The sequence below is a fragment of the Actinomadura sp. 21ATH genome, assembly GCF_041951345.1.
Lineage (GTDB): Bacteria > Actinomycetota > Actinomycetes > Streptosporangiales > Streptosporangiaceae > Spirillospora.
Genome location: NZ_JBGNUR010000001.1, coordinates 155,569 through 173,243, shown reverse-complemented (window position 1 = coordinate 173,243; position 17,675 = coordinate 155,569). Strand labels below are relative to the sequence as shown.

Sequence of the window (17,675 nt, the reverse complement as noted above, 5' to 3'; positions counted from 1 at the left end):
CGCCGGCGCGTGAACGCGGAAGGGCCGCGCGGCGCGATGCCGCACGGCCCTTCTCGGTGGGACTCCCGGTGAGCCCCCTCAGCTCCTTCAGCCGCCGGGTGAGGCCGACGGGGACGGCGAGCCGCTCGGGGACGGGCTCGGGCTCGGCGAGGCCGCCGGGCGGGAGGCCGCCTGCTGCTGCGCCGCGGCGAGCGCGTCGCGGGCCTTCTTGACCCGGTCCCACGCCTTGCCCATCTCGGCGAAGTTCCCCTCCTTCTGGGCCTTGTCGAAGTCGCTCACGGCCGCCTCCAGCTCGTCGATGGCCTGCTGCGCCGCCTGGCTCAGCTGGCCGCCGCCGCCCTGCTCGGGTTGCTGGCCGCCCTGCTCGGGCCGCTGCCCGCCCTGGTCGGGCTGCTGGCCGCCGGTGACGCTCTCCAGCAGCGCCTCCATGGCCTCGCTGAGATCGTTCCCGGAGGCCACCTTGTCGCCGAACCGGACCAGGACCTTGGCCAGCAGCGGGTACGGCTGCTGCTCGGCCGTCCCGGCCGCCATCGTGTACATCGGCTCGACGTACAGGATCCCGTTGGCGAACGGCAGCGTGAGCATGTTGCCCGCCACCGTGCGGGTGCCGCCCTGTCTCAGCGCGAACAGCTCGCCCTTGACCTTGGGATCGGTCTCGAACGAGTTCTGCACCTGCCCGGGACCCTGCGCCGAGGAGTTCCGCGGCAGCTGGAGGATCTGGATCTGCCCGTAGTCCTTGCCCGGCGTCGAGCCGATCGCCATGAACGCCGCCAGGTTGGGGTTCTCGCGCGGGTTGAAGACCGTCGTCAGCGCGAAGCTCTCCGCCCCGGAACCCGGCATCTGCAGGCTCTGGTAGTACGGCGGCTGCCGCCGTCCCCTGGCGCCCGGGTCCTCCGGCACCTCCCAGAAGCCCTCACCGTTGTAGAACGCGTTGGCGTCCGTCACGTGGTACTTGGCGAGGATCTGCCGCTGCACCTTGAACAGGTCCTGCGGGTAGCGGAAGTGCTTCTCCAGCTCCGGCGGGATGCTGCCGCGCGGCTGGACGGTCCCGTCGAAGACCTTCATCCACGTCTTCGCCACCGGGTCGTTGACGTCCCACTGGTAGAGGCGGACCGTCCCGTCGTAGGCGTCCACCGTCGCCTTGACCGAGTTCCGCATGTAGTTGATGCGGTCGTTGGCCTGCCGCGCCACCGCCGTGCGGGTGTCGGTGACGGTGTCGCGGGTGGCGTCCCCGAGGCTGGTCTGCTCCGAGTACGGGTAGGCGCCCGAGGTGGTGTAGCCGTCCAGGATCCACGTGATGCGGCCGTTCACCACGGTCGGGTACGGGTCGCCGTCCAGCGTGAGCCACGGGGCGGCCTTCTGCACCATCTCGCGCGGGTGCCGGTCGTACAGGATCCGGGCGCCGTCGTTGATCGCGCCCGACAGGAGCAGGTTCTTCTCCTGGAACTTGGTCGCGAACAGCAGCTTGTTGAAGAACGAGTCGACCGGGACGCCGCCCTGCCCCTCGTAGGTGGTGTTCTTCTGCCCGGCCGCGCTGTTGTCGGGGTAGTCCAGCTCCTGCTGGCCCTGGCCGCCGACCACCGAGTAGTCGGGGGAGCGCTCGCCGAAGTAGATCTGCGGGCGGTTCACCTGGATCTTGGACTGCGGCGACTGCGGCATGTCCTTCGACAGGAACTCCGGGACGCCGCCGCCGGCGAACCGGCCGCCGTGCCCCGCCACGAAGCCGTAGCCGTGCGTGTAGACCATCCGGTCCTTGACCCAGCTCTGCTGCCCCGCCGGGGCGCCCGACAGCTCGCGCAGCGCCACGATCGTGTCGACGTTCTGGCCGTCGATCTGGTAGCGGTCCACGTCCAGCGTGTCGGGGAACTGGTAGAACGGCCGGATCCGCTGGAGCTGCTGGAACGTCTCGCCGACGACGTTCGGGTCCAGCAGCCGCACCCCGTCAGGGCCGATCCGGTCGCGCTCGGCCTGGAGCGTCTTCTGGTCGGTGTTCGGGCGCGCGCCGTACTCGGCGGTGACCTTGGCGGTGTCCACCCCGTACGCCTTGCGCGTGAACGCGATGTTGCGCCGGATGTACTCGCGCTCCTTGGCCAGCTCGTCCGGCTTCACCTGGAACTGCTGGATCAGCAGCGGGTAGACGCCGCCGACCAGGATCGCCGACAGCACCAGCAGCGTGAAGCCCACGCCGGGCAGCATCATGCCCTTGCGCAGGATGTTGCTGAAGAACATCGCGGCGCAGATCACCGCGATGACCGCCAGGATCGTCTTGGCGGGCAGCAGCGCGTTGACGTCGGTGTAGGACGCGCCGGTCGTCGCGCCCCGTTCCGAATGCACGAGGCCGTACCGGTCGAACCAGTACGCGAACGCCTTGAGCAGCACGAACAGCCCCACCAGCACCGACAGGTGCGCGCGGGCGGGCGGGCTCGCCTTGTCGCCCGGCCCCTGGAGGCGGAGCCCGCCGTACAGGTAGTGCACCATCAGCGCGGCCAGCACGGACAGGATCACGGTCGCGAAGACCACGCCCAGGATCAGCCGCAGGAACGGGTACGTGAAGACGTAGAACGAGACGTCCTTGTGGAACTGCGGGTCCTCCACGCCGAACGGCGTGCGGTTGAGGAACGCCAGGAAGACCGGCCACTGGCCGGCCACCGAGGAGCCCGTCAGCAGGGCCAGCAGGCCGAGCAGCCCGCCGGCGATGAGTTTGCGGCGCGGGTCGACGACGGCGCGGTAGCGCTCCAGACCCTGCTGCTCCACCGACAGCGGCCGGTACGCGGGCCGCAGCCGGTAGGCGATCACCATGTTGGCGCCCACCAGCAGCGCCATCAGCGCGCCGGAGCCGACGAAGAGAAGTACCTTGGCCCACAGCTCCGTCGTGTAGACCGACGAGAAGCCGATGGATCGGTACCAGAGCAGGTTGGTCCAGATCGACGTGAACAGCATGAAGGCGACCAGCAGCACGGCCAGTACCACCAGGACCGGTAGTACGAGCCGGCTCCGGCCGTTCCCGAGCCGGCGCCCGAATGCGGGAGTCCGGAAGGTCAAGGGCCCCTCCGTTCGAAAAGGTCGTGCCTGAAGGCCGGCCCATGGCCGGTGCTGTCTATGCAACTTACCGAGTAGACGGGGGGTTCCCGCATTTCCTCCATGCGATTGGGGGAAAGATGGGCCCGTGAGTCTTCTGGAAGAAGTCGTACAGGACCTCGAACGCCACTCCGCGCAGGAGGGCTGGGACGCCGCCCCGCGCCTCTACGCCCTCGTGCGGAGCAAGGAGTTGCGCATCGCGGAGCCCGAGCTGGCCGACCAGCTCGGCCTGAGCCCCGACACCGACACCCTCGCCGCCCTCGAACAGCCCGCGCTCCCCGAACAGTCCGCCGTGGAGGACGCGCTGGCCACCATCGCCTGGCCGGACGCCGTCACCGGCTGCGCCCTGGTCCTGGAACGGGTCGTGCTGCCGCCCGAGGTCGAGGAGGAGATCCCGGAGGACGCGGCCGAGGCCGCCGAGTTCGCCGCCAAGCACCCCGCCCGCGAGGACGTCCGGATGGTCGTCGGGGTCCTGCGGGACGGCACCCGGCACTCCGCCCTGCGGCTGCGCCGCCACGACGTCGACGACGAGGTCCTGGTCGGGCCCGACCTCGTACCGGCGCTCGCGGACGCCCTGGCCGCCACGTTCGAACCGGACGAGCCGGTCGAGCCGGGCGCCGGGTAGCCTGCCGAACGTGACCGAGGACATCATCAGGCTGATCGGGATCCGCGACACGCCGCTGTCGGTCGACGAGGTCTTCGCCGCCGTCGGCGACCCGGGCGCCGGCGGCGTCGCCCTCTTCGTCGGGACCGTCCGCGATTCCGATCACGCCCGCGCGGTCAGCCGGCTCTCGTACAGCGCGCATCCCACCGTCGAGCGGGAGCTGCGCGCGGTCATGGAGAAGGTCGCCGCCGACTTCCCGGTCCGGGCGCTGGCGGCGGTGCACCGGGTCGGCGACCTGGAGATCGGCGACCTCGCCGTGGTCGTCGCCGCGTCCTGCCCGCACCGCGCCGAGGCGTTCGCCGCCTGCCGCCGGCTCATCGACGACCTCAAGGCGCGGGTGCCGATCTGGAAGCACCAGCTGTTCGCCGACGGCGGCGACGAGTGGGTCGGCGCCTGCTGAACGCCCCGCCCCGCATAGAGTTTCCGGCATGTCCCGTCGCGCCGCCACGCTCGCCGTCGCCAGCGTGCTCATCCTGGTGCTGGCCCTGGCCGGCTCGCAGATGCCCGTCCCGTACGTCGAGCTGAGGCCCGGCCCGACGAGCAACACCCTCGGCACCAACGAGAAGGGCGAGCCCCTGATCAAGATCGAGGGCCGGCGGACGTACCCGGACCAGGGGCACCTCAACTTCACCACGGTCACCTACCGCGGCGGCCCCGGCGCGCGGCTCGACCTGTTCAGCGCCCTGCAGGGCTGGCTCGACGACGACGTCGCGATCGTCCCCGAGGAGACGATCTTCCCGGACAACGAGTCGCAGGAGCAGGTCGACCAGGAGAACACGCGCCAGATGGAGGCGTCGCAGCAGAGCGCCGAGGCCGCCGCGCTGAACCAGCTCGGCATCGCGTTCCCGGTCCGGGTGCTGGTCGACTCCGTCCAGAAGGGGCTGCCCGCCGACGGGCGGCTCCGCCCCGGCGACGAGGTCACCGCCATGGACGGCACCCCGGTGACCAAGCTGGAGGACGTCACCGGCCGGATGAAGGGCCGCAAGGCCGGCGACCAGGTGACCATCACGTACAAGCGCTCCGGCAAGGAGGAGAAGGCCACGCTCAAGACCGTGGCCTCCCCGGACGGAGGCACCGAGCGGCCCGTCATGGGCGTCGTCCTCCGCGACGAGTACGTGTTCCCGTTCAAGATCAACATCAGTGTCGGCGACGTCGGCGGCCCCAGCGCCGGCCTGATGTTCTCCCTCGCCATCGTCGACAAGCTCACCCCCGGCTCGCTGCCGGGCAAGACGTTCGTCGCCGGCACCGGCACCATCACGCCCAGCGGCGAGGTCGGGGCCATCGGCGGCATCCAGCAGAAGATGGTCGCCGCCCGCCGCGCCGGCGCCACCGTCTTCCTCACCCCCGCGGACAACTGCGCCGACGCCGCCCGGGCCCGCCCCGACGGGCTCCGCCTCGTCCGCGCCGACACCCTCAAGACCGCCATCGACGCCATCAACAACATCAACGCGGGAAAGGGCCCGGTCCCGACCTGTTCTTAACCGGTTTGCCTAAGCACCCCCCGCCCCATAGAGTTAAGACATCACCGCGGGGTGGAGCAGTTCGGTAGCTCGCTGGGCTCATAACCCAGAGGTCGCAGGTTCAAATCCTGCCCCCGCTACTGGTTCCGAAGGCCCCTGACCACGATCGTGGTCAGGGGCCTTCGGCTTTGGGTCAGGCTGTGGCGGCGCCGTCCATGACGAGGTCGTGACCCACGACGTAGGACGAGGCGGGGGAGGCCAGCCAGAGGACTGCGGCGGCCGCCTCTTCGAGGGTGCCCACGCGGCCTATGGGGGTGGCGGTCTTCATGCGGTCGGCGCGCTGGGTCTCGGTCTCGCCGGGGAGCAGGGACATCGTGGTGTCGATGGGGCCGGGGCTGACGGCGTTGACGCGGATGCCGGCGGCGATGTTCTCCAGGGCGGCGGTACGGGTCAGGGCGCTGACGGCGGCCTTGGTGGCGGCGTAGGCGCCGGTTCCGGGGAGGCGCCGGTGGGCGCCGATGTTGGACGAGGTGTTGACGATCACGCCGCCGCCGTTCTCCCGCATGCGGGCGATCTCGTACTTCATCGGGAGGAAGACGCCGGTGATGTTGGTCGCCAGCAGGGCGTTCCAGGCGTCCTCGTCCATGTCGGCGACCGGGGCGGCGGAGAAGGCGCCCGCGTTGTTGAACGCGATGTCCAGGCCGCCGTGGTCCCTGACGGTGGCGTCCACCAGGTTCCTTACTTCGGCGGCGTCCGTGACGTCGGCCGGGATGGCCGCGGCCCGGCCGCCCTCCTTCTCGATCAGGTCGACGGTCTCCGCGAGGGGCTCGGGGCTGCGGCCGCTGACGACGACGGTCGCGTTCGCGCGGGCGAAGGCCAGGGCGGTGGCGCGGCCGATGCCGCTGCCGCCGCCGGTGACGAGGGCGACCTTGCCGGTGAAATCGGGCATGATTCTCCTTTTATTGGAATGATCGGTCAAGAATTCGGCCATGCGTGTGCGCGGCGGCAGGGGCGCCGCCGTCAGGACAGGAGGGCCCGGGCCTGGGCCGCGGTGTCGCGGAGGCGGTCCGCCGGGTCGGGGGTGCGGGCCAGGACGCGCATCCCCTGGAACAGCACCAGGAGGAAGCGGGCCAGCGCTCGCGGGTCCTTGTCGGCGGAGAGCTCGCCCTGGTTGCGGGCCCGGGTGAGGGCGGCGGCCAGGGCGGTCTCCAGGAGGGTCCAGCTGGCCTCCACGCAGCGGGCCGCGTCGGCGTCGCGGGCGGCCAGCTCGACGGCGGTGTTGACGACCATGCAGCCGGCGGGGTCGGTGGCCGACTCGCGGGCGTAGCCGTCGATCAGGGCGTGGACGGCCGGGAGCGCGGGGCCGGGCCGGGAGAGGGACTCCAGGATGGCGCCGTCCGTGATCTCGCGGTAGCGGGCCAGCGCCTTCAGGTAGAGGTCGCGCTTGCCGCCGAACGTGGCGTAGATGCTGGCGCGGCCGATGCCCAGGTGCTCGACCAGGTCGGCCATCGAGGTGTTCTCGCAGCCGCGTTCCCGGAACAGGTCCATGGCGCGCCGCAGGACGGCGTCCGGGTCGAACTCCTTCGTGCGGGCCATGATCGGGATCGTACGGCTATCTGGAACGACCGGTCAAATATTGAGGTGGGGGTTCAGCGTGAGGGCCAGATGGAGCGCGAGGCGGTCCTGGCCGTCGGAGAGGTCCAGGCCGGTGAGCTCCTCGATGCGGCGCAGGCGGGCGTAGAGGGTCTGGCGGTGGACGCTGAGGGCCGCGGCCGTCCGCTGCACGCTGCCGGCCAGGTCCAGGTACGTCCGGGCCGTTCCGGCCAGGTCCCCCAGGGCGGTCACGTCGAGGAGCGTCTCCGCGAGCGTCTCGTCGTCGGCGGCGCGGAGCAGGCGGAGCGCGCCGAGGGACTCCCAGGTACGGGTCTCGCCGTCGGCGGCGACGCGGGCGGCGACGCGGGCGCGGAGCCAGCCCTCGCGGATCTCGGTGAGGCCGTGGCAGGGGCCGTACAGGCCCGCGTACGTCGGGGACGGGTGCCGTTCCAGGAGCTGCCGGCGGGCGCGCTCGACGGTCTGGGCGGCCTTGGCGGGGGACGTCACGAGGATGTGGTCGCCCTCCCAGATCGTGGTCACGACGTTGCGGGGGAGCAGCCAGGGGTTGAGCGGGCCGGGCTCGGCGGAGCGCAGGACGGCCACCGTGAACGGCGGCGCCAGGATCTCGGCGAGCTCGCTGGTGGCCTGGGCGCGCACGTCGGGGCGGGTGGTCAGCAGGTCGGCGAGCTTCCAGCCGAGGTCGTCGCGGTCCCGGGTCTGGCGGGCCATGAGGAGGGCGGCGCGCTCGGTGAGCGGGGCCGCCTGGGCGGCCATGTCCTGGGTGATGTGGTGGTCGGCGTCCAGCAGCCACAGGTAGCCGTAGGTGACGTTGTTCCAGCGGACGGGCAGGCAGAGGCGGGGGAGCAGGCCCGCCTCGGGGTCGGCGGGGATGCGGACCGGGCCCGTGGCGCGGGCGATGCCGTGCCGCTCGAAGCGGGTGCGGACCTCGTCGGTCGAGCGGCGGTGCAGGATCGACTCGGTGCGGACGGGATCGATGGTGCGCCCGTGGGCGGCGTACGCGACGAGGTGGAAGTCGCGGTCCTCCAGCGTGGCGGGCGCCCGCAGGAGGTCGGCGGCCGACTCGACGATGTCTTGGAGATCATCCATATGTATGACGGATTCGGTCGATTGAAGTGACACTTGACTGTATCCGGAGGGCGGGTGCGCGACCTAGCTTGAGGGCGTGATCAGTCGGCTTCTTCTCGCGTCCGCGCGCAGCGATCGGATGCGTCGTCTTGTTGTGGGCGTGCCCCTGACCAGGGCCGTCGTCGATCGTTTCGTGGCCGGGGAGGACCTGGACGCGGCCGTCGCCGCCACCCGCGAGCTGGCCGGCGCGGGGCTCGCGGTGACGCTCGACCACCTGGGTGAGGACACCCGGGACCGGGAGCGCGCCGAGGCCGTCCGCGACGCCTATCTGGAGCTGTTCGACGCGTTCGGCGAGCACGGGCTCGCCAAGGACGCCGAGGCGTCGGTGAAGCTGTCGGCGCTCGGCCAGGGGCTTCCGGACGGGCGGGCGCTGTCGCTGGAGCACGCGCGGCGGATCTGCGAGCGCGCCGACGCGCTCGGGATGACCGTGACCGTCGACATGGAGGACCACACGACGGTCGACGCCACCCTGGAGACCGTACGTGACCTGCGCGCGGATTACCCGTGGGTCGGCGTCGCGGTCCAGGCGATGCTGCGGCGGACCGAGGGCGACCTGCGCGATCTCGCGGGCGGCCGGGTGCGCCTGGTCAAGGGGGCCTACGCGGAGCCGGCGTCGGTCGCGTACCAGGAGAAGGCCGAGGTCGACCGCGCGTACGTGCGCGGGACGCGGCTGCTCATGGAGGGCACCGGGCATCCGATGATCGCCAGCCATGACCCGCGCATGATCGGCATCGCGCTGGAGCTGGCCCGGCGCAACGGCCGCGAGCCCGGCTCGTACGAGTTCCAGATGCTGTACGGCATCCGCGCCGACGAGCAGCGCCGGCTGGCGGCGGCGGGCGAGCGGATGCGCGTCTACGTCCCGTACGGCGGCGACTGGTACGGCTACTTCATGCGGCGGCTGGCCGAGCGTCCCGCCAACCTCGCCTTCTTTCTCCGTTCGTTCCTTTGATGTGGAGGTTCCCATGGACGCCGTGACCACCGTGCCGCAGCCGGTCAACGAGCCGGTGCACACGTACGCGCCCGGCAGCCCCGAGCGGGCCCGGCTGGAGGCCAGGCTGGCCGAGCTGCAGGCCGCGCCGATGGACCTGCCCATGACGATCGGCGGCGTGCGGCGGATGGGCGCCGGCGCCAAGGTCGACGTCGTGCAGCCGCACCGGCACGCCGCCGTGCTCGGAACGTTCGGCACGGCCACCGCCGACGACGCCCGGGACGCGATCGACGCCGCGCTGGCGGCGGCCCCCGCGTGGCGGGCGATGCCGTTCGACGAGCGCGCCGCGATCTTCCTGCGGGCGGCGGACCTGCTGTCGGGGCCGTGGCGGGAGACGCTGGCGGCGGCCACGATGCTGGGCCAGGGCAAGACCGCCCAGCAGGCCGAGATCGACAGCCCGTGCGAGCTGATCGACTTCTGGCGCTTCAACGTGCACTTCGCGCGCCAGGTGCTGGCCGAGCAGCCGATCAGCAGCCCCGGCGTGTGGAACCGGACCGACCACCGGCCGCTGGAGGGGTTCGTCTACGCGATCACCCCGTTCAACTTCACCGCCATCGCCGGCAACCTGCCGACCGCGCCCGCGCTGATGGGGAACGTGGTCGTCTGGAAGCCGTCCCCGACGCAGACGCTCGCGGCCGTCCTGCTGATGCGGCTGCTGGAGGAGGCCGGGCTGCCGGCCGGCGTGATCAACCTGGTGACCGGCGACGGGCTCGCCGTGTCCGAGGTCGCGCTCCCGCACCCCGAGCTGGCCGGGATCCACTTCACCGGCAGCACCGCCACGTTCCAGAAGCTTTGGAAGGCGGTGGGCGAGAACATCACCGGCTACCGGAGCTACCCGCGGCTGGTCGGCGAGACCGGCGGCAAGGACTTCGTCGTCGCGCACCCGTCCGCCGACCCGGCGATCCTGAAGACCGCGCTGATCCGCGGCGCGTTCGAGTACCAGGGGCAGAAGTGCTCGGCGGCGTCGCGCGCCTACGTGCCCCGGTCGATCTGGGAGAACGGCTTCAAGGACGAGTTCACCGCCGAGGTCGAGGGCCTGACCATGGGCGACGTGACGGACCTGGGCAACTTCATGGGCGCGGTCATCGACGCGCGCGCGTTCGCCAAGAACCGCGACGCCATCGAGCGCGCCAAGGCCGACCCGGCGGTCGAGGTCGTGGCCGGCGGCACGTACGACGACTCGGTCGGCTACTTCGTGCGGCCGACCGTGCTGGTCTCCGCCGACGCCGACAACGAGATCTTCAAGACCGAGTACTTCGGCCCGATCCTCGGCGTCCACGTCTACGACGACGAGCGGTACGACGAGGTCCTCGCGCAGCTGGAGTCGGTGTCGGCGTACGCGCTGACCGGCGCCGTCATCGCGCAGGACCGGGAGGCGGTCGTCCGCACGGCCGAGGCGCTGCGGTTCGCGGCGGGCAACTTCTACGTCAACGACAAGCCCACCGGCGCCGTGGTCGGGCAGCAGCCGTTCGGCGGCGCGCGGGCGTCCGGGACCAACGACAAGGCCGGTTCCGTCCTCAACCTGCTGCGCTGGACGTCGCCGCGGTCGATCAAGGAGACGTTCGTCCCCGCGACCGACCACCGCTACCCGCACATGGGCTGACCCTCAGAGCCCCGTGGCCGGGAGCGTCTCCCAGCCCCGGCCGAACGGGGAGTCGATGCGCCGGGCGCCCGCCAGGTCCACGCCGATGGACGGGTGGGCGCCCAGCAGCTCCTCGAACGCCACCCGCCCCTGGAGCTTCGCCAGGTGCGAGCCGATGCAGAAGTGGACGCCGGTCGCGAAGCCCAGGTGGCGCGGGATCTCGCGGGTCACGTCCAGCTCGTCCACCGTGGGGCCGAACTCGCGCTCGTCGCGGTTGGCCGACCCGTACAGCATCATGACCTTCTCGCCCGCCGGGATCTCGACGCCGTGCAGCGTCACCGGCTCCGTCGTCGTGCGGGCGAGGGACTGCACCGAGCCCTCCATCCGCAGGAACTCCATCAGCGCGTTCGGGATCAGGCCGGGGTCCTCGAGGAGCTTCTCCCGTTCGGCCGGGTGGGCGTCCAGGAGGGCGACGCCGTGCGAGATCAGGTTGCCGGTGGTGTCGTTGCCGCCGGCGACCATGACGAAGCAGAAGCCGAGGATGTCCCAGTCGGTGAGCCGCTCGCCGTCCGCCTCGGCGACCGTCAGCGCGGTGATCAGGTCGTCCCGGGGGTCCGCGCGCCGGGCGGCGATCACGTCGGTGAAGTAGGCGAACATCTCCGCGACCGCCTCGATCGCGCCCTTGCCGTTCAGCCCCTCCTCCTGGACGGTCGTCAGCGCCGCGACCCACGGATCGAACCGCGCCCGGTCCGCCTCGGGGACGCCCAGCAGGTGCGCGAGCGCGAAGGTGGGGAGCGGCGAGGAGAAGTCGCGGTGCAGGTCGACGGGCTCGCCGTCGGCCGCCTTGCGCTCCATCAGGGCGATGCGCCCCCGGACGAACTCGCGCAGCAGGTCCTCCAGCGCCGCGATCCGCCGCGGCGTGAACCCGTGGCTGATCAGCCGCCGCAGCCGCGTGTGCCGCGGCGGGTCCAGCATCACGATCGTGGGCGCCAGCCCGAGCGTCCCGATCTCGTCCGGATGGAACGTGAGCCCCTGCGCAGAGGAGAACCGCTTCGGGTCGCGCACGGCCGTCCAGATGTCCTCGAACCGGGACAGCGCCCAGAACGGCGGATCCTCGTGCCGGTGGACGGGCTCCTCGTCGCGAAGCCGCCGGTAGACGGGGTACGGGTCGGCCTGGAAGTCGGGCGAGAACGGGTCGTACATAGTAACGGCCTCCGTTAATAACGTCCGCTGTTACTATAATCGCCGTGCCGAGAGACGCAAGAGCCACCAAGGAACGCCTGCTGAACGCCGGTGCCCGGCTCTTCGCGTCCCACGGCGTCGACGGCGCCCGCACCCGCGACATCGTCCGGCTCGCCGGCCAGGCCAACGACTCCGCGATCACCTACCACTTCGGCTCCCGGCAGGGCCTCCTCGCCGCCATCCTCACCGCCGGCGTCCAGCGCATGGAACCCGCCCGCGCCGCCGCCCTCACCACCCTCGACCCCGCCGACCTGCGCGCCATCGTCGCCGCCGTCGTCGAACCCATCGCCGCCGAACTCCGGACCCCCCACGGCCGCGACTTCCTCCGCATCGTCGCCCAGGTCGCCGGCCAGGCCGGCATCCGCAGCCACCGCGTCCCGCGCCTCCTCGAAGGCACCGCGCTCGCCGCCCAGCTCGAACTCCTCGAAGCCCGCTGCCGCGCCACCCTCCCCGAGCCCTACGCCCTCGAACGCATCTCCGCCGTCATCGCCTTCCTCACCGCCGCCCTCGCCGACCGCGCCGAACGCGCCGACTCCCTCCTCGACCACGACGCCTTCGTCACCGACCTCGTCCAGATGCTCACCGCCGCGCTCGCCGCCGACCGGTTTGCCTAAGACCCGGGGGCCCCATAGAGTTGAGACATCACCGCGGGGTGGAGCAGTTCGGTAGCTCGCTGGGCTCATAACCCAGAGGTCGCAGGTTCAAATCCTGCCCCCGCTACGGGTCCAAGGGTCCTCCTGTTCGGAAGCGTTCGCTTCCTCCCAGGGGGACCCTTCGCCGTTTCCCAGGGGGGGCGACCCCCTGGAACCCCCGGCTGCGGGGGCTTCGCCCTCGCGTCGGCTGAGGTCGGCGCGCCCCTGCGTCGGCTGGGGTCAGTGCGTCTCGCTGGGGGTTGACTCGTGGCGTGTTGCCCTTTCTCGGCCCGATCGGGAGGGGAACACGCCACGAGTCAACTTTGTGATCAGGCGCCAGCCCAGGAGGACGGCCGCCAGGAACAGGGTGGCGACGATGATGAACGGTACTGCCGTTCCCTGATCCGAGACCGCTCTCAGGAGCATGCCGCCGATCACCGTGGCGAGCCAGATGCCGGCTCCGGTGAGGAGCGCCTCGGGGCGGTGCCAGGCCCGGGTGAGGAGCCAGCCGGCGGCCAGGGCCAGGAGGAACGGCCAGGCCGTGGTGGCCAGGCCGGCGGGGTTCAGGGCCTCGTCGTGGGAGCTCCGGCCGATCGTCACGAAGACCAGGACCAGGGCCGTGTCCAGGGCGGCGGCCGCACCAGTGCGCATGGCTCCAGGATATGGACGGCTTCGCCGCGGGCCCCGGTGGGGGGCGCTTGCGCACGCAATAGACTCCCGCGAAAGTTACTCGTGGGTTTTCGGCGAAAGGGAGACGATGGCATCTGGACTGCGGGACTGGCTGGACAAGCCGAGCGCCGGGCGGGGCGTTCGTCTGGCCGCGGACGACGGCGGCTGGGAGTTCCGTGACTACGGTGCCCTCGCCGGTGCGGCGCGACGTACGGCGGCGGCCCTGATCGAGGAGGGCGTGCGGCCGGGCGACGTGGTGTGCGTGATCCTGCCGACCGACTTCACCTGCGTCGAGACGTACTACGGGGTGTGGGCGGCCGGGGCGACCGTGTGCCTCATCACGCCGCCGCTGTTCCAGGACGGCGATGACTACGTCGCTCATGTCGCGGCGATCCTGCGGCAGGCCCGGCCCGCGCTGACGGTCGCGTCGGAGGAACTGGCGCCGCTGGCGGCCCGGGCCATGGACGCGGCGGGGGTGTCCGGCGAGCCGTGGCGGCCGCGGCAGGCCGAGGCCGAGGCGGAGGTGCGGGAGGCCGGGGAGCTGGCGCTGCTGCAGTTCACCTCCGGGTCCAGCGGGGCGCCGCGGGGGGTGATGGTCACCTGGGAGAACCTGGAGGCCAACATCGAGCTGATCGCGCGGACGGCGGGGTTCGAGGACGGGGACGTCGTCGCGTCCTGGTTGCCGCTCTATCACGACATGGGGCTTATTGGGTGTTTCATTACGCCTATTACGGTTCAGGCTTCGCTGCGGTTGATGCGGCCCGACCAGTTCATCCGGGATCCGGCCCGGTGGGTGCGGTGCTTCGCGGAGGCCGTTCACACGGCGACGCCGCCGTTCGCGCTGGCGTACGCGGCGCGGCGGATCAAGCCCGAGCAGCTGGAGGGCGTCGACCTCTCGGGGTGGCGCAGCGTGATCGTGGGGGCGGAGCCGATCGACCCGCACGCGCTGGAGTCGTTCGCGCGGATGGCGGAGCCGTTCGGGTTCCCGCGCGAGGTGTTCATGCCCGCGTTCGGGATGGCGGAGACGACGCTGCTCGTCACGATGGACCAGGTGCGGCGCCGGCCGCTGGCCGTACGGCCCGACGCGGGGACGCTGGAGTTCGGGCGGCCGGTCGGGATCCTGGAGCGGCACGAGCTGGGCGAGGAGTCGTTCGGGGCCAAGGCCGGGTGGATCGTGGGGTGCGGGACGCCGCAGGACGACGTGCCGGTCACGATCATCGACGATGAGGGGAACCCGCTTCCCGAAGGGTCTCTCGGCGAGATCGTGGTGGGGGGTCCGTCGGCGTGCGTCGGCTACTACGCCGGGGCCGAGGGGAAGTCGACCCGGTTCGAGGGGGGCTCCGTCTTCACCGGGGACGCCGGGTTCTTCTACGAGGGGCAGCTGTTCGTCCTCGGGCGGATGGGCGACAGCATCAAGGTCCGCGGCCGTTCGGTGTACGTGGAGGACCTGGAGGCGAAGGTCGCCGAGGTGTGCGGGATGCACAAGGGGCGCATCGTGGTCGTGGGCGTGCCGGGGGCCGGTACGCGCGGTCTGGCGCTGTTCGCCGAGACCGGCGACGGGAGCTGGGCGCCCGAGGTGCGGGAGATGCTGCGGCGGCGGCTCGGCGACGTCGAGGTGACGATCGTGATCGGGTCCGGGCTGATCCAGCGGACGTCGAGCGGCAAGCCGCGGCGGCGGTACATGTGGGAGCGGCTGCAGGCCGGCAAGCTGGACGGGGCCACCGTTCTGTAGTTGATTGGGCGACCATGCCCCCTGTGATCAGCACGGTGCTCCGCACCGCCCAGAACGCGCTCGAGGTCGCCCGGTTCGGCGGGCTGGACATCGCTGAGGACGGCTCGCCCTACGAGGTGAGGCAGGAGCGGCGGGTCCACCGGCTGCGGCACTACTTCCCGGGCGGTGACGGGCCGGCGGTGCTCCTCGTGCCGCCCCTGATGGTCAGCGCCGAGGTGTACGACATCTCCGCGCGGGTCAGCGCGGTGGGCGTGCTGCACGGGCTGGGCGTGGATCCGTGGGTGGTGGACTTCGGCGCGCCCGAGCGGGAGCCCGGCGGGCTGGAGCGGACCGTCAGCGACCACGTGCTGGCGGTCGACGAGGCGATCGACCGGGTGCGGGAGCTGACCGGGCGCGACGTCCACCTGGCCGGGTACTCGCAGGGCGGCATGTTCTGCTACCAGGCCGCGGCTTACCGGAGGAGCGAGGGCATCGCCTCCGTAGTGACGTTCGGGAGTCCCGCCGACACGAGCGTCGGGCTGCCGTTCGGGGTGCCGGGGTGGGTCGCCGGGGAGGCCGGGCGGATCCCGCTGGGCGGGTTCGCGGTGCCGGGGTGGGTGACGCGGACGGGGTTCCAGCTGCTCAGCCCGGTGAAGTCGGTGCGCAGCCGGGTGGACTTCGTCCTGCGGCTGCACGACCGGGAGCGGCTCGCGCTGCGGGAGCGGCAGCGGCGGTTCCTGGAGCGCGAGGGGTGGGTGTCGTGGCCCGGGCCCGCGCTGGCGGAGTTCGTCCGCCAGTTCATCGCGCACAACCGCATGCTGACCGGCGGGTTCGTCATCGGGGACCGGCTGGTGACGCTCGCCGACATCGCGTGCCCCGTGCTGACGTTCGTCGGCGAGGTCGACGAGATCGCCTCGCCGGAGATGGTGCGCGGCATCCGGCGGGCCGCGCCCCGGGCCGAGGTGTACGAGGCGGCGCTGCGGGCCGGGCATTTCGGGCTCGTGGTGGGCGGCCAGGCGGTCGAGCAGACCTGGCCGGCGGTCGCGGGGTGGGTGCGGTGGCGGGAGGACGGCGCGGAGCTGCCCGACGTGGTCGTCCCGGCGGGGGCGGAGGCGCCCGTGGTGCCGGGGGAGCACGGATTGCAGCTGGTCGTGGGGCTCGGCGCGGAGGCCGTGCGGTCGGCGACCCGGGTCGTCCAGGGGTCGCGGCGGCTGGCGCACCAGGCCACGCAGAACCTGCCGCGGCTGGCGCGGCTGGAGCGGATCGGCTCCGAGACGCGGATGTCGCTGGGGCTCCTCCTGGACGAGCGGGACCCCGAGGACGTCTTCTTCCTGTACAAGGGGCGCGCCTACACGCAGGCGGCGGCGAAGGAGCGGATCGACGCCGTGGTGCGGGGGCTGATCCATGTCGGCGTGCGGCAGGGCGATCCGGTCGGGGTGCTGATGGAGACACGGCCGACCGCGCTGGCCCTGGTCGCGGCGCTGTCGCGGCTGGGGGCGGTGGCCGTGCTGCTGCGGCCGGACGGCGACGTGCGGCGCGAGGCCGGGCTGGGCGGGGTCGAACGGATCATCGCCGATCCGGAGAACGTGGCGCGGGCCGCCGGGGCCGGGGTGGAGGTCCTGCTGCTGGGGGGCGGCGGCGGCGAGTACGACGGCGTCGTGGACATGGAGCGGATCGATCCGGACGCGGTCGAGGTGCCGGGGTGGTTCCGGCCCAATCCGGGGCTGGCGGGTGATCTGGCGTTCGTGCTGTTCACGGGGGAGGGCGAGCATCTGAAGGCCAGCCGGATCACCAACCGGCGGTGGGCCCTGTCGGCGTTCGGCACGGCGTCGTCGGCGGACCTGTCGCCCGCCGACACCGTGTACAGCCTGACGCCGCTGCAGCATCCGTCCGCGCTGATGATGAGCCTGGGCGGCGCGGCGGTGGGCGGCGCGCGGCTGGCGCTGGCGAGCGCGTACGACCCGGAGACGTTCTGGGACGAGGCGCGGCGGTACGGGGTGACGGTGGCCTCGTACACCTGGACGTCGCTGCGCGGCCTGGTGAACGCGCCGCCGCATCCGGGGGAGCGGCACCATCCGGTGCGGCTGTTCATCGGCTCGGGGATGCCGCGGGGGCTGTGGCGGCGGGTCGAGGAGCGGTTCGCGCCGGCGCGGGTGCTGGAGTTCTACGCCTCGACGGAGGGCGAGGCGATCCTGGTCAACCTGGGCGGGAAGAAGAAGCCGGGGGCGCTGGGGCGGCCGCTGCCGGGCAGCGCGGAGGTGCGGCTGGCGCGGTACGACCTGGAGCGCGGCCGGCCGGAGGAGGGGCCGGACGGGTTCGCGGTCGAGTGCGGCCCGGACGAGATCGGGATGCTGGTGGCGCGGGTCCGGCCGGGGCACGCGGGCCGGGCGCTGCGCGGCCTGTTCGCGCCGGCGGACGCGTGGATGGCGACCGGCGACCTGTTCCGGCGGGACGCCGACGGGGACTTCTGGCTGGCCGGGCGGGAGGCCGAGCTGATCCGCACGGCGGACGGCGTCGTGCCGCCGGGGCCGATCCGGGACGCGCTGGCCGAGCTGCCGGCCGTGGACGCGGTGGCGGTGTACGGCGTGCCGGCGGGGGACCGGGAGGTGGCGGCGGCCGCGATCAGCCTGCGGGACGAGCTGAAGCCGATCGACCTGACCGAGGTGCTGCTGCGGGTCGAGCCGGCGCTGCGGCCCGCGCTGGTGCGGGTGGTGGACGAGGTGCCGGTGGAGGCGTCGGGGCGGACGCGGACGGCGCCGCTGCGGGACGGGAGCGTTCCGGTGGTGGCGGAGTACGAGCGGGATCCGGGCGGGGCCTATCGCTGAACCGAATTCCGTTCTGGTCTGGACGCGGGGCGCTCGGCTGCGTTAGAACAAAGCGACAGATTTCGCTTTTCTGTTCCCGGAGGGC

The 17,675-nt window shown here is 72.2% G+C and carries 14 protein-coding genes and 2 tRNA genes; 10 read left to right on the top strand and 6 right to left on the bottom strand.

All coding sequences use genetic code 11. The features are described from left to right. Positions 1–87: 87 nt before the first annotated feature. The gene (locus tag ACA361_RS00800) at positions 88–3,042 is read right to left on the bottom strand and encodes a UPF0182 family protein (RefSeq protein ID WP_375009775.1); all 2,955 of its coding nucleotides are present in this window, start codon (positions 3,040–3,042) and stop codon (positions 88–90) included. 124 nt (positions 3,043–3,166) lie between these two features. Between ACA361_RS00800 and ACA361_RS00795 the strand changes: the two genes are divergently transcribed. The 4 genes from ACA361_RS00795 (at position 3,167) to ACA361_RS00780 (ending at position 5,342) form a co-directional block, all read left to right on the top strand. Beyond that, positions 3,167–3,703, top strand: a complete 537-nt coding sequence (locus ACA361_RS00795) for a PPA1309 family protein (RefSeq protein ID WP_375009774.1) — start codon at positions 3,167–3,169, stop codon at positions 3,701–3,703. 10 nt (positions 3,704–3,713) lie between these two features. Continuing rightward, positions 3,714–4,142 (top strand): molybdenum cofactor biosynthesis protein MoaE, encoded by a 429-nt coding sequence (locus ACA361_RS00790; RefSeq protein ID WP_375009773.1) that lies wholly within the window; start codon positions 3,714–3,716, stop codon positions 4,140–4,142. A gap of 28 nt (positions 4,143–4,170) precedes the next feature. Further along, on the top strand, positions 4,171–5,223 hold the full coding sequence (locus tag ACA361_RS00785; protein WP_375009772.1) for a PDZ domain-containing protein: 1,053 nt from the start codon (positions 4,171–4,173) through the stop codon (positions 5,221–5,223). A 45-nt stretch (positions 5,224–5,268) separates the two neighbouring features. Then, a tRNA-Met gene (locus ACA361_RS00780) sits at positions 5,269–5,342 on the top strand. A 53-nt stretch (positions 5,343–5,395) separates the two neighbouring features. On the opposite strand, the gene ACA361_RS00775 is transcribed toward ACA361_RS00780, so the two are convergent. From ACA361_RS00775 to ACA361_RS00765, 3 genes are all read right to left on the bottom strand, one after another. Beyond that, positions 5,396–6,151, bottom strand: coding sequence for an SDR family NAD(P)-dependent oxidoreductase (locus ACA361_RS00775; protein WP_375009771.1), 756 nt, complete (start codon positions 6,149–6,151; stop codon positions 5,396–5,398). A 71-nt stretch (positions 6,152–6,222) separates the two neighbouring features. Then, a complete protein-coding gene (locus ACA361_RS00770; protein WP_375009770.1) occupies positions 6,223–6,798 on the bottom strand; it encodes a TetR/AcrR family transcriptional regulator in 576 nt (191 codons plus the stop codon). A gap of 33 nt (positions 6,799–6,831) precedes the next feature. Beyond that, positions 6,832–7,902, bottom strand: coding sequence for a PucR family transcriptional regulator (locus ACA361_RS00765; protein ID WP_375009769.1), 1,071 nt, complete (start codon positions 7,900–7,902; stop codon positions 6,832–6,834). Between the two features lie 76 nt (positions 7,903–7,978). Here ACA361_RS00765 and ACA361_RS00760 point away from each other — a divergent pair, with 76 nt between their 5' ends. Continuing rightward, entirely contained in the window at positions 7,979–8,890 is a 912-nt protein-coding gene (locus tag ACA361_RS00760; protein ID WP_375009768.1) for a proline dehydrogenase family protein, read from the top strand. A gap of 13 nt (positions 8,891–8,903) precedes the next feature. Further along, positions 8,904–10,532, top strand: coding sequence for an L-glutamate gamma-semialdehyde dehydrogenase (gene pruA / locus ACA361_RS00755; protein WP_375009767.1), 1,629 nt, complete (start codon positions 8,904–8,906; stop codon positions 10,530–10,532). Positions 10,533–10,535: 3 nt separating this feature from the next. Here the strand turns inward: pruA and ACA361_RS00750 are convergent, their stop codons facing one another. After that, positions 10,536–11,714, bottom strand: coding sequence for a cytochrome P450 (locus ACA361_RS00750; RefSeq protein ID WP_375009766.1), 1,179 nt, complete (start codon positions 11,712–11,714; stop codon positions 10,536–10,538). Positions 11,715–11,758: 44 nt separating this feature from the next. Here ACA361_RS00750 and ACA361_RS00745 point away from each other — a divergent pair, with 44 nt between their 5' ends. Continuing rightward, positions 11,759–12,367: a TetR family transcriptional regulator gene (locus ACA361_RS00745; protein WP_375009765.1), complete on the top strand. Its 609-nt coding sequence runs from the start codon at positions 11,759–11,761 to the stop codon at positions 12,365–12,367. A gap of 32 nt (positions 12,368–12,399) precedes the next feature. Continuing rightward, positions 12,400–12,473, top strand: a tRNA-Met gene (locus ACA361_RS00740). Between the two features lie 152 nt (positions 12,474–12,625). Here the strand turns inward: ACA361_RS00740 and ACA361_RS00735 are convergent. Continuing rightward, positions 12,626–13,036, bottom strand: a complete 411-nt coding sequence (locus tag ACA361_RS00735; RefSeq protein WP_375009764.1) for a DUF3054 domain-containing protein — start codon at positions 13,034–13,036, stop codon at positions 12,626–12,628. 106 nt (positions 13,037–13,142) lie between these two features. Here ACA361_RS00735 and ACA361_RS00730 point away from each other — a divergent pair, with 106 nt between their 5' ends. Continuing rightward, positions 13,143–14,786, top strand: coding sequence for an AMP-binding protein (locus ACA361_RS00730; protein WP_375009763.1), 1,644 nt, complete (start codon positions 13,143–13,145; stop codon positions 14,784–14,786). A gap of 23 nt (positions 14,787–14,809) precedes the next feature. Next, complete coding sequence (locus tag ACA361_RS00725) at positions 14,810–17,590, top strand: AMP-binding protein (protein WP_375009762.1); 2,781 nt, start codon at positions 14,810–14,812, stop codon at positions 17,588–17,590. Positions 17,591–17,675: the final 85 nt, after the last annotated feature.

Excerpts from the sequence above, each read along its gene's own strand:
- ACA361_RS00785 (WP_375009772.1), top strand. The coding sequence starts at position 4,171 with ATGTCCCGTCGCGCCGCCACGCTCGCCGTCGCCAGCGTGCTCATCCTG.
- ACA361_RS00775 (WP_375009771.1), bottom strand. The coding sequence starts at position 6,151 with ATGCCCGATTTCACCGGCAAGGTCGCCCTCGTCACCGGCGGCGGCAGC.
- ACA361_RS00770 (WP_375009770.1), bottom strand. The coding sequence starts at position 6,798 with ATGGCCCGCACGAAGGAGTTCGACCCGGACGCCGTCCTGCGGCGCGCC.
- ACA361_RS00765 (WP_375009769.1), bottom strand. The coding sequence starts at position 7,902 with ATGGATGATCTCCAAGACATCGTCGAGTCGGCCGCCGACCTCCTGCGG.
- pruA (WP_375009767.1), top strand. The coding sequence starts at position 8,904 with ATGGACGCCGTGACCACCGTGCCGCAGCCGGTCAACGAGCCGGTGCAC.
- ACA361_RS00750 (WP_375009766.1), bottom strand. The coding sequence starts at position 11,714 with ATGTACGACCCGTTCTCGCCCGACTTCCAGGCCGACCCGTACCCCGTC.
- ACA361_RS00735 (WP_375009764.1), bottom strand. The coding sequence starts at position 13,036 with ATGCGCACTGGTGCGGCCGCCGCCCTGGACACGGCCCTGGTCCTGGTC.
- ACA361_RS00730 (WP_375009763.1), top strand. The coding sequence starts at position 13,143 with ATGGCATCTGGACTGCGGGACTGGCTGGACAAGCCGAGCGCCGGGCGG.